This window comes from Pseudomonas sp. R62 (assembly GCF_000257605.1).
In the GTDB taxonomy this organism is placed as follows: Bacteria; Pseudomonadota; Gammaproteobacteria; order Pseudomonadales; family Pseudomonadaceae; genus Aquipseudomonas; species Aquipseudomonas atacamensis.
The window spans coordinates 947,859-959,182 of record NZ_JH635998.1; the positions used below are offsets into that span (position 1 = coordinate 947,859).

General features: G+C 57.3%; 9 protein-coding genes and 2 pseudogenes. 6 read left to right on the plus strand and 5 right to left on the minus strand.

What is annotated here, in order from left to right; all coding sequences use genetic code 11:
- From OQK_RS30745 to OQK_RS31945, 4 genes and pseudogenes are all read left to right on the plus strand, one after another.
- Positions 1-1,400 (plus strand): annotated as a pseudogene (locus tag OQK_RS30745) (RHS repeat-associated core domain-containing protein); the annotation flags it as partial.
- A 3-nt stretch (positions 1,401-1,403) separates the two neighbouring features.
- Positions 1,404-1,691, plus strand: coding sequence for a barstar family protein (locus tag OQK_RS29085; RefSeq protein ID WP_081489830.1), 288 nt, complete (start codon positions 1,404-1,406; stop codon positions 1,689-1,691).
- 143 nt (positions 1,692-1,834) lie between these two features.
- Positions 1,835-2,236: a hypothetical protein gene (locus OQK_RS05740; protein WP_157221867.1), complete on the plus strand. Its 402-nt coding sequence runs from the start codon at positions 1,835-1,837 to the stop codon at positions 2,234-2,236.
- 549 nt (positions 2,237-2,785) lie between these two features.
- Positions 2,786-3,031, plus strand: a pseudogene (locus tag OQK_RS31945) (hypothetical protein); the annotation flags it as partial.
- Between the two features lie 111 nt (positions 3,032-3,142).
- Here OQK_RS31945 and OQK_RS05750 read toward each other — a convergent pair.
- Positions 3,143-3,892 carry a tellurite resistance TerB family protein gene (locus OQK_RS05750; protein WP_016771523.1) on the minus strand — a complete coding sequence of 250 codons (750 nt, stop codon included), beginning with the start codon at positions 3,890-3,892 and terminating at the stop codon, positions 3,143-3,145.
- Between the two features lie 177 nt (positions 3,893-4,069).
- Positions 4,070-4,255, minus strand: coding sequence for a hypothetical protein (locus tag OQK_RS05755; protein ID WP_016771524.1), 186 nt, complete (start codon positions 4,253-4,255; stop codon positions 4,070-4,072).
- A 403-nt stretch (positions 4,256-4,658) separates the two neighbouring features.
- On the opposite strand from OQK_RS05755, the gene OQK_RS05760 reads away from it, so the two are divergent.
- Positions 4,659-6,287: a glucan biosynthesis protein D gene (locus OQK_RS05760; protein WP_016771525.1), complete on the plus strand. Its 1,629-nt coding sequence runs from the start codon at positions 4,659-4,661 to the stop codon at positions 6,285-6,287.
- A gap of 199 nt (positions 6,288-6,486) precedes the next feature.
- Here OQK_RS05760 and OQK_RS05765 read toward each other — a convergent pair whose 3' ends face one another.
- The 3 genes from OQK_RS05765 to OQK_RS05775 form a co-directional block, all read right to left on the minus strand.
- Positions 6,487-7,593 (minus strand): NADH:flavin oxidoreductase/NADH oxidase, encoded by a 1,107-nt coding sequence (locus OQK_RS05765; RefSeq protein ID WP_016771526.1) that lies wholly within the window; start codon positions 7,591-7,593, stop codon positions 6,487-6,489.
- 266 nt (positions 7,594-7,859) lie between these two features.
- Positions 7,860-9,569 carry a single-stranded-DNA-specific exonuclease RecJ gene (recJ, locus tag OQK_RS05770; RefSeq protein WP_016771527.1) on the minus strand — a complete coding sequence of 570 codons (1,710 nt, stop codon included), beginning with the start codon at positions 9,567-9,569 and terminating at the stop codon, positions 7,860-7,862.
- A 54-nt stretch (positions 9,570-9,623) separates the two neighbouring features.
- Entirely contained in the window at positions 9,624-10,166 is a 543-nt protein-coding gene (locus OQK_RS05775) for a YaeQ family protein (RefSeq protein ID WP_007908961.1), read from the minus strand.
- Between the two features lie 146 nt (positions 10,167-10,312).
- Here OQK_RS05775 and OQK_RS05780 point away from each other — a divergent pair.
- Positions 10,313-11,324, plus strand: a 1,012-nt coding sequence (locus OQK_RS05780; RefSeq protein WP_016771528.1) for a CaiB/BaiF CoA transferase family protein, incomplete at its 3' end; no start/stop codon positions are given.

An 11,324-nucleotide genomic window follows, 5' to 3' on the forward strand; every position in this document is an offset into this window, starting at 1 on the left:
GAGCAACAACGCCAACAAGGCTTGCTGCTTAGCCAATACCATACGATGAACAGGGCCGACTACAGGCCCACAGCGTCAGCCAACGGGACAAGCACCTGTTCCAGCGTCGCTACAACTACGATGCCAACGGCAACCTCGCCGGTATTAACGACAGCCGCAAAGGCAACCGCAGCTATCACTACGATCCACTCGACCGACTGATCAGCGTACGCGGCGCCATGCCAGAGAGCTTCGCTCACGACCCGGCAGGCAACCTCCTCGGACAAAATGACCTGCCCGTTGCGAACCTCGCAAACGTCAAAGGCAACCGCCTACTGATGCAAGGCGACCGCCATTACGATTACGACGCCTACGGCAACTTGATCCGCGAGCGTCGCGGAACCGGCCAAAAGCTCGTCACCGAATACCGCTACGACTGCCAACACCGCCTGATCGGCGTCAGCCTGCCGGGCGGCAGCACAGCAACCTACAAATACGACGCCTTTGGCCGCCGCATTGAAAAGTCAGTCGACGGTCACACCACCGAGTTTCTGTGGCAAGGCGAACGCCTCATCGCTGAAAGCGCCGAGAACCGCTACCGCAGTTACATCTACGAACCGGGCACCTTCCGCCCGTTGGCAATGCTCGACGGCGAAGGCCCGCTAAAAGCGGCCCCGTTCTACTACCAACTCGACCACCTCGGCACGCCGCAGGAACTGACCGACTACAGCGGCGAAATCATGTGGTCGGCGAAGTATCGCGCGTACGGCAACCTCGCATCGCTGGATGTCAGCGAAATCGATAACCCGTTACGCTTCCAAGGTCAGTATTTCGACACCGAGACAGGGTTACATTACAACCGCCACCGCTACTACAATCCGGGGACTGGACGGTTCTTGACGCCCGATCCGATCAAGCTTGCGGGTGGATTGAATAGCTACCAGTACGTGCCTAATCCTACGGGTTGGGTGGATCCGTTGGGGCTTGCAAGTAAAGATTGTGAACAACCCGAACCATATGACAACTCTGCCCATAACGCTGCTAAATACGCTGCAATGAAACGGGACCTTAGAACGACTGAGGCCGCTAACCCCTTAGTCGAAAGCCTGCGATCTACCGGAGAGCTTCCTCCTAATTACGTTACTAAAGCTCAGGCAGCTCAGAGCGGATGGAAACCAGGTAAGGCAGTCAACAACAGCGTCCCCGGTGGGCAGATAGGAGGAGATATTTTCTATAATGATACAAATATCCTTCCATCCGCCTCTGGCCGAACTTGGTATGAAGCCGACGTCGGCCTCAGCAACACAATGTCACGGAGCAACCAACCGGGAACCAGGTTACTCTATTCGAATGACGGCCTGCTATATATCACCAGCGATCACTATGATACCGTCAGCCCAATTGGAACATGGAAGCAATAACAAATGATAATTGAACTTGATGGCTTATCAATCTTAAACGAACAAGACTTTCATAAGCGTATAGCTTCTGCCTTTTCCGTTTCGCAACACTACGGAAACAACCTAAACGCCTTATGGGACCTGCTAAGCACGAATGTGGAACGCCCGATTAATATATTATGGCGAAATTCGAGAGAATCTAAACAAAATCTTGGAGAAACATATGAGAAAATAATAGCGATATTCGAACGAACTAAAAACCAAGACATTTCTCTAGGCTTAGATGAAAAATTTAACTACGAATTAAATTAACAACCAATTTTTACTTAACCGCGGCATTCTCTTGACGACAAGCACACCCCGATCAAGAGCAAAGCAAATTAGACAATGCATCCTTGCGCCTACAACTTGCCAAAATCTTCATATCAAAGCGAACTACGCCTTAATATTGCCCAATGAATTACTTTGAAAAAGAAATCGATTCAACATTGGCACAGCAAAAAATAAAAAATAAAAAATTCAGCACCCATGATTTATCAGCACTCACAAGCAAGTTAACGTCGCTATTTTTCTCACCAAAAGCGAAAAATATGGATCCATATTTTCTGGAAAACACCAAAAAAAAACACGACCCAGAATACTGGAAGACAGTTGACACACTGGAAAATTTTGAGAAGCCTATTCTCATAGTTCAAGACGACCATATTCACGCTTGGAGGCTTGAAACCACGGAAGACCTAAGAACGCTACTTTTCGAATCAACAGGCTTTCCATTCTGGATAACCCCTGAAAACTTAAGCACATTAATATACTTAGATGAACATGACTGCGTCCACTTCGCGCAGCGAGATCCCTAAAACAACCTCAGAGCAAACCTGTAACCAGATAGCATTTAATTATCAAGCAATGTCGAAAACAAAACTTAATTCCAATACATATTCGGGCAAATCGCCCGTAACGACTAATCCGGTGCGATCACTAATTAGCAATGGGATGCCCTCGACCGCCTGACGCAGGATACCCTACCCGGAGGAGCCACACGCGCGCCTACCTACAATCCAACGAAAAAGAACAAATAAATCATGAGTACTGAAAAGATAAAAAATCTTGACGGAAAGATAACTTTTGACGAATTAACCAGCCTAGACGGATCGAAAATTGCGCTCCCCACAGATAAATTAAGGGAAGATCTATTACAGGCGTCATTCCCGCACGAGCAAATAATAGACATTGGATGGTATCCCGAATTCAGTGAACACGGCGCCTTCAGAATCTCATTAATCGCAAACCAAAACTGGAATTCACCTATATATACCGAAACGGCCAAAACTTTGGACGATCTTGAGAAAGCGTTAGATAACACGTTGGATAAAGTAAAAAAACTTAAAGCATCGACGCGCTCGCGTCGACTAGTCAACGTCGACGGCAGTGATTAGCCGTGTGCCTATAAATACGACCTGCTAGACCGACTCATCGAGGAACACCAAGACTGGGGCACTCTGCGCTACGAATACGATAGCGTCGGCCAGCTCAAGCACTGCCGCTTGCCCGATGGCAGCAAACTCGATTACCGCCACCAGCCTGGCGGGCAACTCAGCAGCATCGACCTCAACGGCTCCCGCCTGACGCTCTCTCGCTACGACCCGAACAAAATCCCAACAAGTTGGTCACCTCGTAATTTCAATCGAGCCTGGTCCAGAACGGAATTACAAACTTCAACCTCCGTTTGAAGCCCCGTTCAACGACACAGGAAAAATCGCAACTCAACGCTGCGATTTCCCCCCAGAACTTCCCTCCCCCGCCAACCGCACCTGCCTCTCCAACTCCACCTTCAACCCCGGCTCCAATTTCAACTGCCGTGCCAGTTCATCCAGATAGCTCTTCTCCATAAAATTCTCCTCATCCACCAGCATCACACTGGCGATGTACATCTCCGCCGCCATTTCCGGCGTGCTCGCCGCGCGGGCGACGTCGGTGGGGTCGAGGGGTTTGTTGAGTTCGGCGTGGAGCCAGTGTTGCAGTTCCTGATCGTTGTCGAGCTTTGTGAATTCGCCCTCGATCAGTTCGCGCTCGCGCTCGTCGATGTGGCCGTCGGCTTTGGCGGCGGCGACCAGGGCTTTGAGGATGGCCTGGCTGTGCTCCTCGACTTGCGCGGGTGGCAGGCGGTCGAGGGTTTGCGGTTCGCGTTGGGGTGCGCTGCCTTTTTGGGCGTTGTAGTTGCCGTAGGCCTTGTAAGCCAGTACGCCCAGCGCGGCGAGGCCGCCGTAGAGGGCGACTTTGCCGCCGACCTTGCGGACCTTTTTATTGCCGAGCAGCAGGCCCATCGCGCCCGCGGCCAATGCGCCGCCACCCGCGCCGGAGAGCAGGCCGCCGAGGCCGCTGGAGCCAGACGAGCCACCGAACAAGCCGCCAAGTCCGCTCGCAGCCGATTTGCTGGAAGCGCCGCCGGCCTTGTTCTGCAGCATTTCCTGCCCGGACTTGAGCAGTTGATCGAGCAATCCACGGGTGTTCATGTTCCGTCTCCAAACTTGGGTTATCCGGATCTAAGGCCCTCAGCCTAGTTCGAAAGTGCCCCAATCCGCCCCGTGAGTGTGCTTCGAGATGTTGCTCGCCACTCAAAAGGGCTCGTTCCGAGCGCTACCCAATGAAAAGGGGCAGGCCTTTCGACCTGCCCCCTTCTCCCCTCCTCCTTAAAACCGCGAAACACTCCGCATCGCATCCACCAGATAGCGCATGGCGATCCGGTCGCTTTCCGATAGCTCTCGATAACGTTCCACCAGTTTCAATTCCTCGGAATTGAGACGGCGTCTTCTGCGCCCGCCGCCCAAGCAAGGAAAGATGCCCAACATTTCGGTGATGCCCTGTATTTTTGCCATGGACGATGTCCTTCTCTATTGAGTCAAGAAACTGCTGAACCTCACATCGCCCTGCCTCTTCGAGCAGCGTCGTGTGCCCCGCCGGCACGAAGGCTTGTATCCGGTCTTGCTCATAGAATAGGAATTAAATTGGCGTTGAAAAGTGGTTTTTAGAGTAATTAATCGAAAAAAGCAGATATGCCCTCTAAATCAGAGGGCCCTGTCAGAAAAATTACAGACATGTCTTGTTTCATTGCCAGATGGCGCAACGCAAACAAGCCTTTTTGCCCGACAATCGAACCGATTAAGCTAGCGGGCATCTGTTTATAGTCCGTTGCGTTTGGCCGAAGGCATGACCGAACCGTAATTTCCGATCCGACAGGTGCCAGGAACGGCGCTGGATTGCACACGACAGGTTGTATTTATGCAGCGCAGGAATTTGCTCAAAGCGTCCATGGCCATTGCGGCCTATACCGGTCTTTCCGCGTCGGGTCTGTTGGCTGCTCGCGCCTGGGCGGCCAATGGTGGCGCCGCCGATGGCGAGGCCCAGGCTTTCGATTTCGAAGCGTTGAAGCGTCAGGCCAAGCAGCTCGCCGGCAATGCCTATCAGGATACGAAACAGGTGTTGCCGCCAACCCTGGCGACCATGACTCCGCAGAATTTCAACGCGATCCGCTACGACGGCGAGCATTCCTTGTGGAAGGAAAACAAAGGTCAGCTGGACGTGCAGTTTTTCCACGTCGGCATGGGTTTCCGTCAGCCGGTGCGCATGTACAGCGTTGATCCGAAGACGCGCATGGCGCGCGAGGTGCATTTCCGCCCGGCGCTATTCAACTACGAGAACACTTCGGTCGACACCCAGCAGCTCAAGGGCGACCTGGGTTTTGCCGGCTTCAAACTGTTCAAGGCACCGGAGCTGGATCGGCATGATGTGGTGTCGTTTCTCGGCGCCAGCTATTTCCGTGCGGTCGATGCTACTGGCCAATATGGCCTCTCCGCGCGCGGCCTGGCCATCGACACGTACGCGAAGAAGCGCGAAGAATTTCCCGACTTCACCAAGTTCTGGTTCGAGACGCCTGACAAGAACGCCACGCGTTTTGTGGTCTACGCCCTGCTCGACTCGCCGAGCGCGACCGGCGCCTATCGCTTTGACATCGATTGCCAGGCCGAGCGCGTGGTCATGGAAATCGACGCGCACATCAACGCACGCACCACCATCGAACAGTTGGGCGTGGCGCCGATGACCAGCATGTTCAGCTGCGGCACCCACGAACGGCGCATGTGCGACACCATCCACCCGCAGATTCACGACTCCGACCGTCTGGCCATGTGGCGCGGCAATGGCGAGTGGATCTGCCGTCCGTTGAACAACCCGGCGACGCTGCAATTCAACGCATTTGCCGACAAGGACCCGAAGGGTTTCGGCCTGGTGCAGACCGACCACGAATTCGCCAACTATCAGGACACTGTCGACTGGTACAGCAAGCGCCCGAGCCTGTGGGTAGAACCGACAACCGCCTGGGGCGAAGGCTCGATCGATCTGCTGGAAATTCCTACGACCGGCGAGACGCTGGATAACATCGTCGCGTTCTGGACGCCGAAGAAACCCGTGGCTGCCGGTGATTCGCTGAACTACGGGTACAAGCTGTACTGGAGCGCGCTGCCACCGGTCGGCACGCCACTGGCGCGAGTGCACGCGACGCGTTCGGGCATGGGCGGCTTCACCGAGGGTTGGGCGCCGGGTGAGCACTACCCGCCAGTCTGGGCGCGCCGTTTTGCCGTGGACTTCACCGGTGGCGGCCTTGAGCGCCTGCCACAGGGCACCGGGATCGAGCCAGTGATTACCTGTTCCAACGGCAAGGTGCAGGACTTCAGCGTGCTGGTGCTGGATGACATCAAGGGTTATCGGATCCTGTTCGATTGGTACCCGACCAATGACAGCGTCGAGCCGGTGGAACTGCGCCTGTTCATTCGCACCAATGACCGCACGTTGAGCGAGACCTGGTTGTACCAGTACTTCCCGCCGGCGCCGGACAAGCGTAAATACCCTTGAGGTTTTGTAGCGCCTGCCAGTGCCTCATCGCTGGCAAGCCAGCTCCCACAGTGGTGAGTTGATCACAAGACCTGTAGTCGACTCGAACCTGTGGGAGCGGGCTTGCCCGCGATGACGGCAGCGCAGACAGCGAGGCCGGACCAGACAAACCAAAGCCCCGACCATCACTGGTTCGGGGCTTTTGCTTTCCAGCCTTCAATCAATCGCGCAAATCCGATTCATGAATCGGCTGATCCCGATGGGTCGCGCGCTGATACTGCGCCGGCCACACTGCTTTGCGCCCGCCCAGATCATCGTCGGCGTGCAGCGGCCAGTACGGATCGCGCAGCAGTTCGCGCGCAAGGAAAATGATATCGGCCTGACAGGTACGCAGAATGTGCTCGGCCTGGGCAGGCTCGGTAATCATGCCGACAGTGCCGGTGGCAATGCTTGACTCTTTGCGTACCCGCTCGGCAAAGCGCGTCTGATAACCGGGTCCGACCGGAATCTCCGCGTTTGCAGCTGTCCCTCCTGAAGACACGTCAATGAGATCGGCGCCCAGCGTGTGAAGGCGACGCGCCAGTTCCACGGTTTCGTCCGGATTCCAGCCGTCTTCGACCCAATCGGTCGCCGAGACGCGGACAAACACCGGCAATTCCTCCGGCCACACTGCCCTCACCGCTTCGGTGACTTGCAGCACCAGGCGAATGCGATTCTCGAACGAACCACCGTACTGATCGAGGCGTTGATTGCTCAGCGGCGAAAGAAACTGATGCAGCAGATAGCCGTGCGCGGCATGCACCTCGACCACGCTGAACCCCGCCGTCAGCGCGCGCTTGGCCGCGTCGACAAAGGCTTTAATCACTTCGGCGATCTGCCCTTCATCGAGCTGTTTTGGCTGGGTGTGCTGCGGATCGAAAGCAATCGGCGATGGCCCGACCGGGGTCCAGCCGCCATCGTCGGGTTTGACGCTGCCATGCTTGCCGATCCACGGCCGATGGGTGCTGGCCTTGCGCCCGGCGTGGGCCAGCTGAATGCCGGCGACCGCGCCCTGGGCGGTGATGAAGCGGGTGATGCGTTGCAGCGGTGCGATCTGTTCGTCGTTCCAGAGGCCAAGGTCTTCGGCGGTGATGCGCCCGTCGGCGGTCACCGCCGTGGCTTCGGTGAAAACCAGACCGGCACCGCCCACCGCGCGGCTGCCCAGGTGCACCAGGTGCCAGTCGTTGGCCAGGCCGTCGACGCTGGAGTACTGGCACATCGGCGACACGGCGATGCGGTTGGGCAGGGTCAGTTGGCGCAGGGTAAAGGGTTCAAGCAGCAGACTCATGGGGCACCTCTCGAATCAGTGGGCAGGCTCCAGGGTTCTGTTTGAAAAGTCGACGAGTGACAGAAAAAGGGTGTAGCACCCGCCCCCGCGGGCAAGAATTCGACAAGACGTCACAAGGCCAATCAAGCAGTGCTTAGAGCCTAGTCGACAACCGGAGATGACGGAGGGTTCAGAGTAATTCAGTGTGTGAAAGGACGCTTTCGCGAGCAGGCTCGCTCCCACAAGGCAGCACCGTACCTGTGGGAGCGAGCCTGCTCGCGAATGGCTTAACGCGGTTCGATATGAGCAATCATCAACTGCACAGTCTCGTTGCCACGAAACTCGTTAACGTCGAGCTTGTAAGCCAGTTCAACCCATTGAATCGTCGGGTTCGGCCACACATCGCGATCAATGCCAAACGCGATGCCATCGAGCTTCACCGAACCGCATTCGCTTTTCAGCACCACTTTCAAATGCCGTTCGCCAACCACGCGCTGCTCGACCAGTTGAAACACACCGTGAAACAGCGGCTCCGGAAAGTGCTGACCCCATGGCCCGGCGTGGCGCAAGGCGCGGGCCAGTTCGAGGTGGAACTCTTCGACGGCCAGCGTGCCGTCCGACAACATTCGCCCAGTGAGGTCTTCTTCGCGAAGTTGCCTACGTACTTCAGCGTCGAATGCCTCGGCGAACAGCGGAAAATTCTCCTGCGGCAAGGTCAGACCAGCGGCCATCGCGTGGCCACCGTACTTGGCGATCAGGTTCGGATGCTGCGCCGCGACCACGCTCAGCGCATCGCGAATATGGAAGCCCTGCACCGAGCGACCGGAGCCCTTGAGTAGACCATCACCGGCATCGGCAAAAGCAATGGTCGGGCGGAAATAGCGCTCTTTCATCCGCGAGGCGAGGATGCCGATCACGCCTTGATGCCACTCCGGGTCGAACAGGCACAGACCGAACGGCATCGACTCGACCGGCAGATCCTTGAGCTGCGCCAGCGCTTCACGCTGCATGCCCTGCTCGATGGATTTGCGATCCTGGTTCATGCCGTCCAGTTGCGCAGCCATTTCCCGCGCCAGATTGGCGTCGGCGGTGAGCAGGCATTCGATGCCTAGGCTCATGTCGTCCAGACGCCCGGCGGCGTTCAGGCGAGGGCCGACAATAAAACCCAGGTCGGTGGAAGTGATCCGCGCAGCCTCTCGCTTGGCGACTTCGAGGATCGCCTTGATCCCCGGGCGCGCCCGGCCGGCACGAATCCGCTCCAGCCCTTGATGCACAAGAATGCGGTTGTTGGCATCCAGCGGCACCACGTCGGCGACGCTGCCCAGCGCCACGAGATCGAGCAGTTCGCCGATGTTCGGTTGCGGTTTGCTCTCGTACCAGCCAAGGCTGCGCAGGCGTGCGCGTAAGGCCATCAACACATAAAAAATCACCCCGACGCCGGCCAGCGCTTTGCTCGGAAACTCGCAGCCCGGCTGGTTCGGATTGACCAGCGCATCGGCCTGCGGCAGTTCATCGCCGGGCAAGTGGTGGTCGGTGATCAATACCTTCAGTCCGGCGCGCTTGGCCGCCGCGACGCCTTCGACGCTGGAGATGCCGTTATCGACGGTGATCAATAGTTGCGGTTCACGGGTCAGCGCGACTTCGACGATTTCCGGCGTCAGGCCATAGCCGTATTCGAAACGGTTCGGCACCAGATAATCGACATGCGCAGCGCCCAGCAGGCGCAGGCCGAGTACACCGACGGTGCTGGCGGTGGCGCCGTCCGCATCGAAGTCGCCGACGATCAAAATGCGCTGGCGTTGCTCCAATGCCGTCACCAGCAGGTCAACCGCCGCATCAATGCCTTTGAGCTGCTGGAACGGGATCAAGCGCGCCAGACTTTTGTCCAGCTCCGCTTCCGATTGCACGCCCCGCGCCGCGTACAGGCGGGTCAGCAGTGGCGGCAGATCACCGAGGAAAGGCAGCGTGGCAGGCAGTTGACGAGGTTCGATACGCATGGGGCGAAGGAGGCTTCTCTTTGATTCGTGGGAAATATCAGTGATGTCGCGACCTCAGCCGCGCTCACCTTGCAGCCATTGCAACTGGACTTCGTGCTGACCGCGATCGTCGGTGACGAAGATCGTGCCTTCGCTGATCATCACGTCCCACTTGATGACGCGCGGCATGTCCTTGGCCAGGGTCTCCAGCACTTCCTGCGGGACGGCGGCGATGTTGACGTTTTTCAGGTTCTTGATCGCCGGGATCACCTTGGTTTCCCACACACGCAGGCTGCCGTAGGCCAGCAGGCTGGTGCGTTCGGTGCGGCGCGAGCACCAGGTCAGGCGATCGGCATCCGGCTGGCCGACTTCGATCCAGTGCAGGACACGGTCGTCCAGGCTCTTTTCCCACAAGGCCGGTTCATCCACGTCTGACAGACCACGGCCGAACGACAGCTGCTCGTTGTACCAGAGCGCGTAGGCCAGCAGCCGCACAGTCATGCGTTCTTCGGTCTCCGAAGGATGACGGGCGATGGTCTGCTTGACGCTTTCGTAGACGCTGCGGTCGAGGTCGGTGAGGTTCAGTTCGAATTTGTAGGTAGTGGACGGCTGGGCCATGAACGGGCTTCTTGATACGAGGAAAGTCGGCAAGTCTAACCGATGCCACAGGCAATCAACGAATTGATGGCGATCGAGCTGCGGCGTCTGACAGCCGGCTATGTTAAAACCCTGTATCCGTTCAGCCTTGTCCTACAGGATTTCGCATGCCGTTCACCAGCAAACCGCTCTCGGGTCTGAAAGTCATTGAATTGGGTACGCTGATCGCCGGGCCGTTTGCCTCGCGCATTTGCGGCGAATTCGGCGCCGAGGTGATCAAGATCGAGTCGCCGGACGGCGGCGATCCCCTGCGCAAGTGGCGCAAATTGTACGAAGGCACCTCGTTGTGGTGGTTCGTCCAGGCGCGCAACAAGAAGTCGCTGACCCTCAATCTGAAACACCCGGACGGTTTGGCGATCCTGAAACAACTGCTGGGCGAAGCCGACATCCTCATCGAGAATTTCCGCCCCGGCGTCTTGGAAAAACTTGGTCTGAGCTGGGAAACCCTGCACGCCCTGAACCCGAAACTGGTGATGGTGCGCCTGTCCGGTTTCGGTCAGACCGGGCCGATGAAGGACCAGCCGGGTTTCGGCGCGGTCGGCGAATCCATGGGCGGCCTGCGGTACATCACCGGTTTCGAAGATCGGCCACCGGTGCGTACCGGGATTTCCATCGGTGATTCGATTGCCGCGCTGTGGGGCGTGATCGGTGCGCTGATGGCGCTGCGTCATCGCGAGGTCAATGGCGGACTGGGCCAAGTGGTCGACGTTGCGCTGTATGAAGCTATCTTCGCGATGATGGAAAGCATGGTGCCGGAGTTCGACGTGTTCGGTTTCATCCGCGAGCGCAGCGGCAACATCATGCCGGGCATCACGCCGTCTTCGATCCACACCAGCGCCGACGGCAAGCATGTGCAGATCGGTGCCAATGGTGATGCGATCTTCAAACGCTTCATGCTCGTGATTGGCCGCGAAGATCTTGCCAACGACCCACTGCTGGCCAGTAACGACGGGCGTGACAGTCGCCGGGACGAGTTGTATGGCGTGATTGATCGCTGGGTCAATTCCTTACCGCTGCAGGCTGTTCTCGACTTGCTCAATCAGGCCGACGTACCGGTCAGCCGGATCTTCAGCGCCGAGGACATGTTCAACGATCCGCAATATCTGGCGCGAGAGATGT